Raw genomic sequence first — 15,131 nt, 5'->3', positions numbered from 1 at the left:
GTTAATTTCAGGATGCAACAATTCATACAACTTTGCTAAAAAATGACAAATTTCGAAAAATAGTAAGAATACAAACACCTTAAACACTTTCTAAAAAGTAGGGAAATCTGAGGTCTATCTCAAGTCAAAATACACGCTTTTAGAGTATTCACTTTTGTGATTTCTTAGCGGACAGTTTGAAATGCTGGTCAATATTCGCATCTGGTTACACTGTGATTGATGGTTTTTTCGATGTTTTTAGTACTTTAGCATTTATTTGAATACAAATCAGTAAGCCCAACAACCTTGTTTCGACCAGTCCATTTGGCTTGGTAAAGTGCCTGATCGGCTTCGTGCAGTAACTCTTCCAGTGTTGATGTTTTATTCGGCATATTCCAGCTAATGCCTATACTGATTTGAATAGAAATTTCCTGATCTTCGCCAACATAGAACTGTTTGTTTTCCAGATGAAAACGAATACGTTCAGCAACGCTAAAAGCTGATTCCCTACTGACATTACTGAGCATGATGGCGAATTCCTCGCCGCCCAGTCGGCCAAAGATATCGGACTTGCGTAAATGTTCCTTAATCGTATTGGCACAAATCTGTAAGGCAAAGTCGCCAGCCTGATGACCGTAACGATCGTTGATCGATTTAAAATGATCAATGTCGAGCATTAAAATGGCAAAGGGTTGCTGTTTTTGTTTGGCGGTGCTCATGGCATCTTTAACTGCCTGATAAAACTGGCGACGGTTAAAACTTTGCGTCAGTTCATCATGGCTGGCATTGTGTTTTAATTCCCGAATCAGTTTGCTACGTGCCGCATTAATGTTGGATACAGTAAGTGGTGCAAGTGCCATCATGATCGCACCCATGCGAATGGATAAAATGTTTGATAGATATCCCACACTATGCGAAATCAGATGCTGATGGCTGGTATGATAAATAATGACGGTACAAGCAATGGTGTTAATCAATGCCAGTGGGAATGGAGCATAACTCAGCGCACACCAAATTAAGGCAGCAATCGGAAACAGTAAAGAACCAGGGCCTTGGTCATAATAGCTGATCAGTAAAGAACAGATTAAGGCAATCACTGGCAGCAAGGTACTCCACGGGAAATCTTGGGTTTTTAAACGCAGCAATGCTTTAATTAAAACCCTGCGGGGCGGGTAGCTGAGTAGAAGAGGTAAAATCAAAATGGCATTTTGCATTTCTGCCGAAAACCAGTCGCTAAATTCATAAATAAACGGGTTCTGCATGAAGGTGGTGTTCACTAAAGGAACAGCGCTGACGGCAAATAATGCGCCTAATGCACTGCCCACTGCACAGAAGACCAGTAGAAATAAATATAAATAGCCATAATGGGTTTTATGGATTTGTTCAGTAAAGTAACGGTAAAGCCATAAGACGATGCCCACATAAATCAGGTTGGCGGTGGTCAGCACTGCGGTTAAAATAAAGGCGGAACCCGTGACCAAGTCTGCCAACATGTAGCCCGTAATCGCACCGAGCCATGCAAGTAGGTGGCGCGTATGGGGAAAACGAATCAGCAACCCCAGTAATACCGAATTGGCTGGCCAGAAAGAAGCCAGAAAATCAACTGGACGGGTGGCAATACCTAACAGGCAAAAGGCAAGAATAACAATCGCAAAAATGACGAAATGCAGCAAAGCAGTATGATGACTCAATGGGCGAATCGACTTGGGCACTGCAATATCCTTTAAAGCCTTTGGCTGGCCTGTACAATCTACAGGAATGGAGAAAATTCAAACCATCCAGCAAAGCTATGTGAAGTCCGTTTTCTGCAAGTGGCTGCAGATGATGATAAAATTTTCGCCTGCATTTTAAGAGGTTTTTCTGATCATTAAAAGTTCAAAATGCCGTAAAAAAAGCTAAAAATAAGAAAAAGTGATTATTTATGAATGAATTTATTAGAGTATCTAACGTTTTGGCTGAGAATAGGTGTACAAGTCGTTGTTGATTTTGCATTCATATTGAGTTGCAATGATGAACGCTCAATATGCAATGAAGGCTTAGGTTTGCCTTGTCACCTATCCTAAAAATCATGCTTTTCATACATGTGCGACATACGTTTTTGCTTTGTTTCTAAGTAGCCTTTATTAAAAATATTTAAACCTACAGTTAACGGAACACGCTCAACTACATTAATACCTAAATCTTTCAATGCATTGATTTTAAGTGGGTTATTTGTAATTAATTTGACTTCTTTAACTTGTAGATAATCTAACATAATAGCGCACATGTCATAATGACGAGCATCTGCAGGTAAGTTTAATAACAGGTTTGCATCAAGAGTATCGTGCCCTTGATCTTGAAGAGCATACGCGCGAATTTTATTGGTCAATCCTATTCCACGGCCTTCTTGACGTAAATATAAAATTACTCCTTGCCCTTCATCATTAATCATTTTCATTGCTGAATGTAGCTGTGGGCCACAGTCACACTTTAATGAACCAAAAGCATCGCCAGTTAAACATTCAGAATGCATTCTGACCAAAACAGGTCTTGTCGGGATAGTCTCTAGCCCTTTAGCAAGAGCGACATGTTCTTCACCAGTGCTTTGGTCCTGAAATGCTATAATTTCAAAATTGCCAAAAGCAGTGGGTAATTTAGATTTAGAAATGAATTTGATAGCCACTGATTTATCCAATGATATTTTTAACGCCAGTAAAAAATACTATTTGCAAAAAATAAAAGATATTTAATATCAATTAAATAATGCAATTAGATTAAAATCTAGTAAGTATTGCCATATTTCATCTGAACAAGAATAATTTCAGCGTATCTTTGAAAGATGAAATTTCGATTTTGATAATAGTTGTTGGAGAGTGAATTTTATGTGAAAACCATAGATAACTTTGACAACATTGCCAGAAATATCCAGATCAGGCGAAGCGTATGATTTATAAAGATAATTTCAATCTAGCGATCTCTATAAATCACACACCTTATTAAGTTAAAGAATGTAGATTAAACATCCAAAGTATTGGTCTTTGTTTTGGAAAAAAGGGAAAAGAATTTTTTATCAGCTCCCAGTAAGCGCAAGTGCCCAACGATTACATCTGAAATCACATATTCAACTAAACCTTCCAATGAAATTTCACCGTGTTCCGCTTGTTCTTTGAGAAGCTGTGCTTGTTCTAATAAATGTACATGTTGCTCAACATGATGCTGCAAATCTTTATAGTCAAATTGCGCTAGAATAATTTCTTCATGTGCAAAATGATGCGCCACGTCATCTAATAACTGATCAATTGCACTCATCGCTTCTGTTTGTCCCTTACCTGACTGTGCAGATAATTGCAAAAGCTGGCTCGCTTTTTTGAATATTTTCTGATGTTCTGCATCAATATCCAACTGACCACATATGAACTCATCGCGCCAAATTAATTCAACAGTATTCGGGATAATTTCCTTAGCTGGATTCTTAAATAGTTCAATTTTATTACGACCACCTTTTTTGGCATAGTACATGGCCTCATCACCAAATCGTAACAAATCTCGTGAGTTATCAGCATTCTCAGGGTACATGACTATACCGATACTCGATGAAATGTATAATGTAATGCCCGTCTCCATGACAAAAGGCTGCTCAAGTTCAAGACGGATTTTTTCTGCAATATTTAAAGCATGCTCTGCAATTTTTGCATCTGGAAGTAAAACAACAAATTCATCTCCACCCACTCGGGCCACGGTATCTGTTTTCCTGAGTACAGACAGCATGCGCTGTGCAACTTGTTTCAATAGCCAGTCACCAGCCGCATGACCATACTGATCATTTACTGGTTTAAACTTATCAAGGTCAATAAATAACATCGCCATTCTAGAATGTAATCTTTGACAAGAGCTAATGAGCTGATGCAAACGGTCTTCAAGCATTCGGCGATTCGGTAAATTCGTCAGACGATCATAGAAAGCCATATTCCTGATAATAGCTTCTGCAGCTTTACGTTCAGAAATATCTCTTGAACTGCCAATAATCTGGATAGGCTCACCTTTGGCATTCAATATAATATTGAATGCCGTTTCTACAGGAATAGCATGTCCATCCTTATGCAATACTTCGAGTTCTATCGAACCAATTCGGGCGGTTTTATCCCCATCCACGAGGCGTTTTAAATGTGTTCTTAATGCCTCTTGCATCGCTGCAAGCATATTTGGGGGAAATGTTCGATATATTGAATGCTCCATGACTTCTTCAGCTTCCCACCCGCGTAAATATTTGACGGATGGGCTGACATAACTAAAGCGCAGGCTAGGCAGCTCTAGTACCCAGATCACATCGGTACTGTTATGAGCAATTAATTGATACAAATGCTGTGTTTCTAACAGGGCTTCAGTTAATCGTGACCGCTCTATCACCAGCTGAGCTAACTGCGCATAATCTTCTAATAAGGAAATCTGGGCTGCCGTTGGTGCAGCTACATGTCGCAAATAAATTGCAAAAGTTCCTAAAACCTTTCCTGTAGCATTTTTAATAGGTTGAGACCAGCACGCCCGTAATCCGTTCATCAAGGCATCCTCGCGAAAGGCTGCCCAATAGGGATGAGTTGAAATATCATCAACAATGACAGGCTCTCCGCGATATGCGGCTGTTCCACATGATCCTATTCCTTCACCAATAGGAACTCTGGCAATTTTCTCTACCCAGTCTCGAGGCAAACTAGGAGCGGCACCATGAATAAGATATTTATTATTTTTATCGACAAGTAATACTGAACTGTAGGTTCCTAAATGACAATCTTCAATGCTGATCATCATTTCATCCAGAATAACTTTCATCGGCAGGTTTTCACCTAGCTTCTTCAAAATCAAATTATTGAGCCACAAATAATGATTTCTGTGAGATAGCTCAAGTTCAGTATGTTTACGCTCTGTTATATCTCGACTTACCGCCAGCATGCCAAAAACTGATTCATTGGTACTATTTAATTTCACTGGTGTTGCATGACATTCTAACCAGCGCTTAGTTTTCTTTGCACCTAGAATGGAAAATTCGAGTACGCCAGATTGTCCTTTATAAACTTTTTGGCTTAAAAGTTTAAAATCTTCCTTAAAATTATCTTCAATAAAATTAAGAATCCCTACATCTCTAATTTGAGCAATATCCTCAACCTCAAAGCAGCTTAGGCCCGCAGGGTTGATCTCTTCAAGATGATGATCATGATTAATAATCATGACACATTCTGGTTCCGCTTCAAGAATGGACTGTAAAAACTGGTTTTTTTGTTTCACTATCGCATTGGCTTGGTGAATATCAGTCACATCATTAAATACAATCATGATGACTTTTTCATTTTTATACTGATCAATAATAGCCATATCAACCAGCACATCTCGCTGAAAGCCATCTTTACATTGAATTGTTCTTTCTAATTTAGAAAGGGCTTTTTGACGATATAAAAACAAGGGCAGGTTGAGTTTCCAGAAGTCTCTCACTGCTCTTTTGTAATGTATATCCAGATAAGCATTTTCAAACCAGGCTTCTAAACTAGGTATATCTTCAGCAGAATACCCAAAGACCTTAGTGAATGCCGGATTCAGATATACAATTTTTTCCTGACTATTAACCAACATCTTGGGTACAGGTGAAGCATCAATAATCTTTTTTTCACGAGCTTCTAGTCGAACCAAATCTGTCCTATTGCTTTGGAGCTGCTGTTTTAGTTCATCATTAATTTTATTTAGCTCAAGCTGGTTATTCTGTTCAGATAACTTATCCAAACCATGAGTCATCAAGGTTGAAATTAATTTCACATAAAGTTCAGTGATTGACTGACTTCTTTGCAAAGAGATTATTGGCAACTTTTGAATAGATTCAAGATAATCTTCAGGATTAAAACCGAGTTCTAACGCTTGCGAGTGAAAAAATTCTAAATGAGGTGGTTCTGTAAAAAATAGGCCAGTCAAAATATTAGCCACATGCTCACCATTTAAAAAAATTGGCGCGGCTGTTTTCACTAATCCATTTGCACAATGATAAACTGTATACTTTTCATTTTTAGTCATCTGCTGTACGAGCACATCGTCATTTTCGACGCAACAGATACACGTTTTTATAGTTTTACTATGAAATTTGGTACAAAGATCTTGCCAACCAGTTTGAACAACAACATTTCCTGCAATATCAACGACAGCATTCGCAACACCAACCGCTTGATAAAAGCTATCCATTAAATCCTGAATTTTGCCATTTCCAACAAATTCAATCACTTCATTGAATGACACATGCATATTCTGGTTTCTCTCATGTCTGGTTAGTCTTCATTCATGAAGTAAATCGACGTTGAATTCGTGCGTGTTAACAAATTACCATCACCAACAATAACAAACATCAAGAATTTGGTCTAATTGATTAGCATAACATCCTATGTAAAACAGACAATTAAGTGACTAAATTGATTGTAATCGCGCCTGTTCATATGGTTCGACTTTTTAGTTATGATTAAGCTACAATTAATAAGTTGCTAAAAGTCATTTTTTATATTGATACTTTAATTGGCTGTGACTCTTCATATAAGAAAAATGATAGATTTTTAAAAATTCAGGAGAGCTATATGATAAGTAAAATTAATGATCATGATACCCAATATCTTTTTGATTTGATTGGTTTGCATACTGAATTAAAAACAATCTTGCATGCAATTACCAAGTGGCTTGAAAATCGCATCACCAATGCAATCGTTTCTATTATATTGTTTTCAGAAACAGAGCAGAACCTCCACATTATTAATGGCGGTGCGTACTTCACTACACAAGATAAAAAAATTTTAGACCATTTTAAAATCAGTCCAGATGTTTCCATTTACGAAAAGTTCAATTTTAATCGCCTTACTTCGATTATTAATGAAAATTTTAAGTCAGACCCAAACTGGGTTTCAGCACAGAATTTACTTAAAGAAAAGAATATGACCGCCTGCTGGTCAACCCCTGTTATTAATGCTCAGGGAGTTTTATATGGCACTTTTGAAACTTATTATTATCAATCTAAAAAACCAACTGATGAAAGCATACGATTACTTCATCGGGCAGCAGCATTAATCGCTTTAGCACTTGATTTGCAGAATGAACGTCAACGACGCTTGGCGATAAATGACAAGCATGATTCGTTTTTCAAGCATCATCCTGATGGATGTTTTGAGTTGGATTTCGAAGGTAAATTCGTTAGTGTAAATCTTGCCTCATTGCAACTCTCTGGTTTCACTGAAGAAAAAATTCGGGGAATACATTACAGCCACTGGATACATCCTGAATATCAATCAACTGCAAAGTCCGCTTTTGATCAGACACTCAAAGGAAAGACCCAGCATTTTGAACTACAGACCTACCAAAATGCGTATGGCAAAACTTACTGGCTCAATCTGACCTGTTTACCCATTATGCAAGACAAACAGATCACAGGGATATTCTGTATTGCTCAAGATATTACAACTCGGCATATCACAGAAAATCATTTGCGCTTGCTAAAACGAGGCGTATCAGCGAGTCCAAACGGTATGATCATGACCGATGCGGATGCTGATATGCCGATTGTCTATGTAAATCCCGCATTTCTGAACATAACAGGCTATACAGAAGCAGAAGTTCTTGGCAAAAATTGCCGGTTTCTGCAGGGTGCAGATACAGATCCATCGGCTATTCGTAAAATTAGAAATGCGCTCAGAGAAAAACATGAAATAGAAGTCACATTAAAAAACTATCGTAAAGATGGGAGCAGTTTTTGGAATAAATTAACATTAGCTCCAGTTTTGGATGAATTAGGAAATTGCACTCATTTTGTTGGAATTCAACAAGATGTTACAAAACAGCGGATACAGGAAGAACATATTGCCCATTTGCATACTCATGACACTTTAACAAATCTGCCCAATCGACAATACTTTGAAACACAATTACAAAGATCGTTTGAGCATGTAAAAAATACTCAACACCCTTTATTTATTCTCTATATTGACCTTGATGATTTTAGACTTTTAAATGATAGCTTAGGCTATTTCATTGGTGATCAATTAATTAAAGCCGTGTCTATCCGGATGCAAAGCCTCATGCAAGCGAATGATCTCTTGGCACGTTTTGCGGGTGATGAGTTTATCGTGATGCTGACACAATTTAACGAAAAGCAGGATGTCATTCAATTTGTAGAAAGCACGCTTTCCTTATTATCAAAGCCATTTTATATTGCAAAAGAGAAAATTTATATTACTGCCAGTATTGGCATTATAGATAACACCGCCAATACACAACATCCAAACGATTTATTGCATCATTCTGAACTGGCAATGAACGAAGCAAAAAGGCGAGGGCGAAATACATGGCATTGGTATGAAGCCGATAAGAAAAATTTAGATCAAATTAATTATCTTAGTTTACGCAATGACTTGATAGATGCTTTGAAAGAAAAGCAATTTAAAATCTATTATCAGCCTCTCGTTGATCCGTTAACAGGACAAGTTAAAGCAGTTGAAGCATTAATCCGTTGGGAACATCCACAAAAGGGACTCATGTCACCAGACACGTTCATCCCATTTGCAGAAAGAACGGGGCAAATTGTGGCGATTGGTCAATGGATACTTCAGCAGGCCTGTTTAGATGTTGCAGACTGGAACATAAAAAATAATGTTGCCTTACATGTTGCAGTGAATATCTCTCCTTTACAATTTCGTCGTAGTGGTTTTCTGCATGAACTACAACAAGCATTATCAGCCAGCAACTTACCAGCAAACTTACTCAAAATTGAAGTCATTGAAAGTATGCTCATCGCAGAAGCTGATCGGTCTATAGAAATTTTGCAAACTATCCGCTCTCTAGGAATTCAAGTTGCAATCGATGATTTTGGTACGGGCTATTCTAGTTTAAGTTATTTAAGACGCCTTCCTGCCAACCAAATAAAGCTAGATCGAAGTTTTATCAGACATATTCCGCATAACAGTCAGGATGCCGCTATTGTTCAAGCGATTATCACGCTTGCTCATCAACTTGGACTAGAAGTTGTTGCTGAAGGGGTAGAAACATCTGATCAAGCTGTATTTTTAACTCAAAATGGTTGTAACATGCTACAAGGGTATTATTATGCCCATCCAACCCCTCTTGAGAATTTAAAAACAAGCTATTCTCCATGTGTAATGCTGCTCTCTTAACCCGAATTCGATGAAATTGGGTCAAGATTTCAGTAATTTTTTAAAATAAACCATGATTCTGTGTGAATTAGAGAAAGAAAAATTTCATGGAAATAACTTATTTGATGATTTTGTTGCTTCGATTAAAGACGCAGGGGGAAAGAGATCAAAGCAAGATGCAGGAAAGATCTTAAACGCATTGTACTCTTTTATCGTATAAGCTGTATTATACTAAATTAAGTAAAATTAAAGAGATAGGATAATGCAAGTAAGAAAACTTTTAAAACAAGACTATCAAAACTGGCTAAGCCTTTGGGAAGGATATCAGAACTTTTATAAGGTAAATTTAACAGCAGAGCTTTCTCAATTAACTTTTAATCGTCTTATAGATGAATGCGAAGAGATGGGATGTTTTGTACTTGAGGCAGATAAAGAGTTAATTGGTCTAGTGCATTATATTTTTCATCGTAGTACTTGGACAGAAGGGAATTACTGTTACCTTCAAGACCTATTTGTAAAAACAGATAATCGTGCTAAAGGCTGTGGAAAAATTTTGATAGAAGCAGTATATGCTGAAGCTCATAAGCAAAATTGTTCTCGAGTCTACTGGTTAACTCAAGAAACCAACTACCAAGCAAGAATCTTATATGATCAGGTAGCGGTCAATGCTGGTTTTATTCAATATCGAAAAAATATAGCTTAGTAAAATTTATTGGTGAGAATATAAACTTTGAATAGTTTCTAACATTTTCATTTAGGATAAGTTGTATTCTATTCGCTTTAGAAAAAACTGAATGAAATTTATAGAAAAATTGGATTTTTGAATAATCTGGTTAAGCCTGCGATTTAATTTTTAAGCTAAATACAATTCCTTGGCTGTTATTATATGCATTTGCTTCTCCATGATGTAACGTCATGATAGATCTCACGATTGATAACCCTAAACCACCCGTTTTTGCTTTGAAATTTCGACTGCTGTCAATCTGATAGAAACGTTCAAATATATGATTCAAATGATGTTTATCAATAAAAATATTTTTGGTTAATATTTCGATATGGGCGTATTCTGCTATCGCTTTTGTTGAGATTACAATATCTTGGTTTTCAAGCCCATAATCAATAGCATTGACGATCAAATTAGATAGAGCTCGTTTTAATAACTCTGCGTTAGCATATATTTGAACTCCTTTTTCCAAGTGTAAAACAAATTTCATTTGTTTATCTTCAGCTAAAAATTCAAAGTAATCGACCAACTCTAAAATAAGATTGGATAAGTCAATATTTTCCTTCTCAAGAATATAATCACTATGCTCAGAACGAGCAATGAATAACATATTGTCTATCATTTTACTTAGCCGTTCATATTCCTCAAGGTGTGAATATAAAAGCTGTTCCAGTTCTTGTTGCGATCGAGGCTGCGTGAGCATAATTTGTGTTTGACCCATTAAATTATTTAATGGGGTTCTGAGTTCATGTGCAATATCTTCAGAAAATCGCGCCAATTGATCATAATTAACCTGAATTTTTTCTAACATAGAATTCATTGCCGAACTAAGTTTCTCAACCTCAATATTCGTGCTTTTAGCTTCGATTCGCTGGTGTGGCTGCGTACCATTAATTCTATGTGTCTGTTCAATCAAATGATTTAAAGATCTGAGTAAATATAAACCTACCCAACGTCCAAGAAGGCTTGCTATTACAATCCCGAATAAACTATAGAGAATCAATTTCCATAAATACTGATCTAAAGTAGATTGGGCTTCATCCAGTTGTGTACCAGCAATCAGTTGATAATCTTGATGATTAAACCTAACAGTTTTATAAGCCAAACGGGTTGTGGCAAATTCAGATTGATTATTCAAAAAGGTAATGGTTTTTGATTTAGCCATAGCTGGAATATGGACTTTCAGCGGATTAATCTCAATTAAGGTGTGTTGCGGGTTTCTTAAGATTAAAAGATTATCTTCTTTTCCCAGCATATTTTCATACAGGCGAGGGTGTTGAATTAAAATCTGAAAACTTTCTTGATCTTGTAAAAAAATTTCGATGCGCTCAACACGTGCAGTTAAATTCTGATCGCGTTGTTTCGCTAACAGCTTCTGCATGTTGTGATAAGAAAGTAAGCCAATACCCAAAAATACAGTGCAGCAAATAATACTGAATGCAATACTTAAACGTGTGGTTAAACTCAGATGTCTTAGCTGGTTTTTCATTTATGTATGCTTAAACGATATCCCATACCACGAACAGTATGAATTAATTTGAGCTGAAAATGATCATCAATTTTGGCACGTAAGCGGCGAATCGCAACATCTACAACATTGGTGTCTGTATCGAAATTAATATTCCAGACTTCCGAGGCAATTTGAGATCGGGTTAGTAATTCACCTTGGTGTTGCATCAGTAAATGTAAAAGTGAAAACTCTTTAGCGCTTAAATCGATTTTTTGTTGGTTCCGATAAACTGTACGTTCGAGCCGATATAAAATCAAATCTTCAACTTGATAATATTCAGACTCAGTTTTTACACTGCGTCTCAACAGGCTTTTGACTCGCGCTAATAATTCTATATAAGAGAAGGGCTTAATTAAATAATCATCTGCGCCTAGTTCTAGGCCTTTAACTCGATCCAGGACATGATCTTTGGCAGTCAGCATAAGTACTGGAATTTTAGAAAATGTCCTTAAAGTCTTTAAGACTTGCCAACCATCAATTTCAGGTAACATGACATCTAAAATCACCAGATCAAAGTTTTTCTCTTCGAGCAAGCTGAGCGCTGTCAATCCATCATAAGCAATGCTGGATAAATAACCAGATTCGTTTAAACCTTTTGCTAGAAATTGAGCAATTTTGGTTTCATCTTCAACAATAAGTATATGCATCTGAAAATAATATATGGGTTTTTCTGTTGCTACATTACAAATTCGTAATCTAATTGTCATGCAGTCGCGACTTTATTTTGCATAAGCTAACTTCTCTCTCAATTTAGCTTCATAGAAATGATGAAAAAACTTCTATTTATTCCAGCAATTCTATTTAGTTCAATCGCATATTCTGCACCTAAAACCAGTTATGTCATGGATTTAAATATTGCGAATCAACTTGCGATCAATGTCATGAAAGCTTGTACAAATACTACAAAACCAGCAGCTGTGGTCATTCTTGACCAAAGTGGTAATGTCATGGTGAGTCAACGCCATGAAACTGTAGGCATTCATAATTTAATCGCAGCGCAAAGAAAAGCTTTTACAGCTTATTCGAGCAAAATGACGACATTACAGTTTATGCGTAATGCACAGAATAATTTAGATTCACAGAATTTAACCAGTTTACCTGAACTATTACTTTTAGGTGGAGGCGTACCCGTAATTTATAAAAACCAGCTATTAGGTGCGGTTGGTGTCGCAGGTGCAGGTGGGTCAATTCAAGATGATAAATGTGCACAACAAGGCATAGCAACCACACTTAAACAAATTTAGATCAATTTAATTCAGGATAGATTCACATGAACAAATTATTTTTATTCGCTGGCAGTTTATCTATTTCAAGTTGGGTAATGGCGCAAAATCCGTTAAGTGTACATGTACTTAACTTGGAAAATGGATTGCCTTCATCCGATGTGACAGTGACTTTGGAAGAACAAAAAAATGGAAAATGGGTACAGATTTCAGAAGCAAAAACCAATGAACAAGGCCGTATAACTGCATTATTTCCAGAAAATAAAACTTTAGATAATGCGATATATAAAGTAACGTTTAAAACAGGGGATTGGTTTAAGAAAAATAAACAAAATACTTTCTTTCCAGAAGTTCCTGTAATTTTCCAGACTGATGGTTCGGTAAAACACTATCATATTCCTTTACTGCTTAGTCCTTATGGATATTCAACTTATCGGGGGAACTAAACTGAGTAAAATAAAATCTCAAACTTTTATAAAACTTAAGCTTGATACAGTTAGTATGAAGTGTATCGGATTTAACTTATGTTGACCTAAAGTCTAGTTCATAAATTATTTATAAAAATTTCTTAATATTTTCAGTATATTATTTTAATAATTTACTTATATTAAGATTTTTAGTTCATGAACCTATAGGATTTTTAAGTTCATTTATATAAAAGACTAAGTTCTCTCAGAAGAGAGATAGATGTTGCTTAGATAAAATTTTCAATCGAATAATCTTATTGTTGATATTTCTAGTCAGATAGTCTATTTTTATTATATGAATTATTCTTCCTTACCCAAAAGACCACGTGGTCGACCAACCAAACATGGTTGTAACTATGCAGATACGAAAGAAGTGTTAATCCGCCGAGGGATCGAGTTACTGACCGAACGTGGAATGAATGCCATGAGTTTGGACGATCTGATGAAATCAGTCCAAGTTCCCAAAGGGTCTTTCTATCATTATTTTGCAAATAAAGAGGCTTTTATTTTAGAAGTCTTAGATACTTATGAGCTTTATTTTGTGAAACGATTGAATAAGTTTTTAAGTCAAACCGATCTTTCCCCATTAAAAAGGCTGCAAAATTTTGTAAATGATGCGGGTGAAAAGTTGCAAAAATACGACTTTAAACGCGGTTGTATTTTAGGGAACCTCGGTCAAGAAGTTGCTTATTTACCTACTGAGATCATCGCCCGAATTGAAAGCATCTTTAAGGTATGGGAGAAAATGGTTTCTGATTGCCTGTATCAGTCTGATTTGCAATATCTACAATCTGATTGTGATGAAGCTGCGTATCAGTTTTGGATCGGATGGGAAGGTGCAGTTCTGAGAGCACGTTTGGTTAAATCCACCAGTCCTTTAGATGCATTTTATCGCTTATTTGCTGTCGGAGTAGAACAGCTCAACCATATTAAAAATTAAGTAAAAAATGAATGCAGATGTTTGCATTTATTTTTTACTTAATTCTAGACAAGTAGTCTAATTAAATGAAGAGGAAGTTTTATGTACAAAGGTATCGTCATCACGAAAGATGAAGCAGGTTACATGTCAAAAATTGCAGAGATTGCAGCAAAGCCTTTGCAAGAAGGAGAAGTAACCGTTGAAGTCAAATATTCAACCTTAAATTATAAAGATGCTTTAGCCATTACGGGGCGTTCACCAGTGGTGCGTAGCTTTCCATTGACTCCAGGTATTGATTTTTCAGGGGTAGTGCTTGAATCAAAACATCCAGCATGGAAAGAAGGCGACGAAGTTCTACTCAATGGCTGGGGTGTCGGTGAAAAATATTCTGGAGGATTGGCTGAGCAGGTGACTGTGTCAGGGGATTGGCTTATCCAGAAACCTTCTGTCTTTTCTTTTAAAGATACGATGATTATTGGAACAGCAGGGTATACCGCTATGCTGTGTGTCATGGCATTGCAGAAGCATGGTATCGAGCCAAGCGATGGAAAAATTTTGGTGACGGGTGCAAATGGTGGGGTGGGCAGTATCGCCATTATTCTTTTGAACCATCTTGGTTATGAGATTACCGCTTCAACAGGTCGACCTCAGGAATCTGAATATTTAACCCGTTTAGGTGCGAGTGAAATTATTGATCGTGCGGAATTATCTTCGCCAGGAAAGCCACTGAATAAAGAAATTTGGGCAGGTGTGATTGATACTGTTGGTAGCCATACTTTGGCGAATGCATGTGCCGCAACCAAATATCACGGTGCTGTTGCTGCGTGTGGTCTGGCAGGGGGAATGGATTTTCCCGCGACGGTTGTTCCATTTATTTTGAGAGGAATTACCTTATATGGAATTGATAGCGTGATGGCACCGATCGAATTAAGAAAAGAGGCGTGGGAGCGTCTGGCTACAGAATTGGATAAAACAAAATTGGAAACATTAACGACTGAAATCCAGTTAGCGGATGCTTTAAATATTTCAAATGAAATTTTAGATGGAAAAATAAGAGGCAGAGTTGTTGTAAAACTATAATCCGACAAAATCAATTGTGTAATAAATGCTTTTAAAGTTCTGGGAGAGTATTCTACATTGAATAAATTTGCCTAAGCTTAAATCTCTTA

The 15,131-nt window shown here is 36.7% G+C and carries 11 protein-coding genes; 6 read left to right on the top strand and 5 right to left on the bottom strand.

Features of this window, described 5'->3' with window-relative positions; translation table 11 throughout:
* Positions 1-245: 245 nt before the first annotated feature.
* The 3 genes from P255_RS13530 to P255_RS13520 form a co-directional block, all read right to left on the bottom strand.
* Positions 246-1,691 carry a GGDEF domain-containing protein gene (locus P255_RS13530; RefSeq protein ID WP_004898311.1) on the bottom strand — a complete coding sequence of 482 codons (1,446 nt, stop codon included), beginning with the start codon at positions 1,689-1,691 and terminating at the stop codon, positions 246-248.
* A 347-nt stretch (positions 1,692-2,038) separates the two neighbouring features.
* Positions 2,039-2,641, bottom strand: a complete 603-nt coding sequence (ribA, locus tag P255_RS13525) for a GTP cyclohydrolase II (RefSeq protein WP_004898313.1) — start codon at positions 2,639-2,641, stop codon at positions 2,039-2,041.
* A 332-nt stretch (positions 2,642-2,973) separates the two neighbouring features.
* Positions 2,974-6,237, bottom strand: a complete 3,264-nt coding sequence (locus tag P255_RS13520) for a diguanylate cyclase domain-containing protein (RefSeq protein WP_004898315.1) — start codon at positions 6,235-6,237, stop codon at positions 2,974-2,976.
* Between the two features lie 323 nt (positions 6,238-6,560).
* Here P255_RS13520 and P255_RS13515 point away from each other — a divergent pair, with 323 nt between their 5' ends.
* Both P255_RS13515 and P255_RS13510 read left to right on the top strand, forming a co-directional pair.
* Positions 6,561-9,140 (top strand): sensor domain-containing protein, encoded by a 2,580-nt coding sequence (locus P255_RS13515; protein WP_004898317.1) that lies wholly within the window; start codon positions 6,561-6,563, stop codon positions 9,138-9,140.
* A 241-nt stretch (positions 9,141-9,381) separates the two neighbouring features.
* Positions 9,382-9,822 carry a GNAT family N-acetyltransferase gene (locus P255_RS13510; protein ID WP_004898319.1) on the top strand — a complete coding sequence of 147 codons (441 nt, stop codon included), beginning with the start codon at positions 9,382-9,384 and terminating at the stop codon, positions 9,820-9,822.
* Between the two features lie 130 nt (positions 9,823-9,952).
* Here the strand turns inward: P255_RS13510 and P255_RS13505 are convergent, their stop codons facing one another.
* Together P255_RS13505 and P255_RS13500 are read right to left on the bottom strand one after the other, a co-directional pair.
* On the bottom strand, positions 9,953-11,332 hold the full coding sequence (locus P255_RS13505; RefSeq protein ID WP_004898322.1) for a heavy metal sensor histidine kinase: 1,380 nt from the start codon (positions 11,330-11,332) through the stop codon (positions 9,953-9,955).
* Positions 11,329-12,000, bottom strand: a complete 672-nt coding sequence (locus tag P255_RS13500) for a heavy metal response regulator transcription factor (RefSeq protein ID WP_035365643.1) — start codon at positions 11,998-12,000, stop codon at positions 11,329-11,331. Before P255_RS13500 ends, P255_RS13505 begins: the two co-directional genes overlap by 4 nt.
* 117 nt (positions 12,001-12,117) lie before the next feature.
* Between P255_RS13500 and P255_RS13495 the strand changes: the two genes are divergently transcribed.
* From P255_RS13495 to acuI, 4 genes are all read left to right on the top strand, one after another.
* Entirely contained in the window at positions 12,118-12,597 is a 480-nt protein-coding gene (locus tag P255_RS13495; RefSeq protein WP_004898325.1) for a heme-binding protein, read from the top strand.
* Between the two features lie 26 nt (positions 12,598-12,623).
* Positions 12,624-13,022: a hydroxyisourate hydrolase gene (gene uraH / locus P255_RS13490; protein ID WP_004898327.1), complete on the top strand. Its 399-nt coding sequence runs from the start codon at positions 12,624-12,626 to the stop codon at positions 13,020-13,022.
* A gap of 316 nt (positions 13,023-13,338) precedes the next feature.
* Positions 13,339-13,983, top strand: coding sequence for a TetR/AcrR family transcriptional regulator (locus P255_RS13485; RefSeq protein ID WP_004898329.1), 645 nt, complete (start codon positions 13,339-13,341; stop codon positions 13,981-13,983).
* An 81-nt stretch (positions 13,984-14,064) separates the two neighbouring features.
* The gene (gene acuI / locus P255_RS13480) at positions 14,065-15,042 is read left to right on the top strand and encodes an acrylyl-CoA reductase (NADPH) (RefSeq protein WP_004898332.1); all 978 of its coding nucleotides are present in this window, start codon (positions 14,065-14,067) and stop codon (positions 15,040-15,042) included.
* Positions 15,043-15,131 lie beyond the last annotated feature (89 nt).

The sequence above is a fragment of the Acinetobacter brisouii CIP 110357 genome (assembly GCF_000488275.1).
In the GTDB taxonomy this organism is placed as follows: domain Bacteria; phylum Pseudomonadota; class Gammaproteobacteria; order Pseudomonadales; family Moraxellaceae; genus Acinetobacter; species Acinetobacter brisouii.
Note: the sequence above shows the minus strand (reverse complement) of the source record. Positions and strands in the feature narration are given on the sequence as shown.

Coding starts and splice junctions, on each gene's coding strand:
- P255_RS13510 (WP_004898319.1), top strand. CDS start 9,382: ATGCAAGTAAGAAAACTTTTAAAACAAGACTATCAAAACTGGCTAAGC.
- P255_RS13515 (WP_004898317.1), top strand. CDS start 6,561: ATGATAAGTAAAATTAATGATCATGATACCCAATATCTTTTTGATTTG.
- P255_RS13505 (WP_004898322.1), bottom strand. CDS start 11,332: ATGAAAAACCAGCTAAGACATCTGAGTTTAACCACACGTTTAAGTATT.
- P255_RS13520 (WP_004898315.1), bottom strand. CDS start 6,237: ATGCATGTGTCATTCAATGAAGTGATTGAATTTGTTGGAAATGGCAAA.
- acuI (WP_004898332.1), top strand. CDS start 14,065: ATGTACAAAGGTATCGTCATCACGAAAGATGAAGCAGGTTACATGTCA.
- P255_RS13495 (WP_004898325.1), top strand. CDS start 12,118: ATGATGAAAAAACTTCTATTTATTCCAGCAATTCTATTTAGTTCAATC.
- uraH (WP_004898327.1), top strand. CDS start 12,624: ATGAACAAATTATTTTTATTCGCTGGCAGTTTATCTATTTCAAGTTGG.
- P255_RS13500 (WP_035365643.1), bottom strand. CDS start 12,000: ATGCATATACTTATTGTTGAAGATGAAACCAAAATTGCTCAATTTCTA.
- P255_RS13485 (WP_004898329.1), top strand. CDS start 13,339: ATGAATTATTCTTCCTTACCCAAAAGACCACGTGGTCGACCAACCAAA.